Genomic DNA, 831 nt, shown 5'->3' on the forward strand with positions numbered 1-831 from the left:
CAGGGTCTGATCACGGCGGGCGCCTGTACGGCTGACTCTATCGGTGACTCTTATGTAGAAGGTCACGAAGACGAGATGCTGGTTCAGAAGTTTGACCACGTTATTTCGGTTCCGACTGATCCACAATCTGGTCAACCTTCTGGTCAACGCGTCCATAAACCTTTCAAGTTTACTGTCACTCTCAACAAAGCCGTGCCACTGCTGTACAACGCGCTTTCTTCTGGTGAGAAGATGAAGAACGTAGAGCTTAAATGGTACCGCACTTCTATCGAAGGCAAACAAGAGAACTTCTTCACCACTAAGCTAGAAAACGCGTCTATCGTCGATATCCAGTGTGAGATGCCACACTGTCAAGATCCGTCGATGTCCGACTTCACGCAAAATTTAACGGTCTCAATGTCGTACCGTAAGATCACTTGGGATCACGTCAACGCAGGTACGTCTGGTTCAGACGATTGGCGTAAACCTATCGAAGCTTAATCACTTTGATTTTCAGAGGCTTCCTACAGGAAGCCTCCTGAAAGCCTTAACCCCAAATTACCGTTGTCGCGGTAATTTGTATTTAAGGTTTTTGTGTTTAGGGTTAACGATAGGAGAGACGTATGGCGACATTGGCGCAATGCTGCCGCGTTTACTCCCTGAAGAAGTCAGTTACTCAGGAATCACAGCGTATTAATCCGCTACAATCAGCAGTGGCAAAGCTGGCAAGCAGACGTCCCCACCCAGCAAACTTTGGCTCAAGATCAAAATACGCCTTGGTGGATAATTAAAGAGCACCACATTGATAACACAGCTAATGTACCATTGCTGAGTCGTAACGTAGAAAGCTGG

Annotated in this window: 1 protein-coding gene; it reads left to right on the top strand. The window is 47.1% G+C overall.

The window, feature by feature from the left end:
- Positions 1-480, top strand: a 480-nt coding sequence (locus tag QTN94_RS20115) for an Hcp family type VI secretion system effector (protein ID WP_331428661.1), incomplete at its 5' end; no start/stop codon positions are given.
- Between the last annotated feature and the right edge of the window lie 351 nt (positions 481-831).

The organism is Vibrio sp. M250220 (assembly GCF_036533795.1).
GTDB lineage: Bacteria > Pseudomonadota > Gammaproteobacteria > Enterobacterales > Vibrionaceae > Vibrio.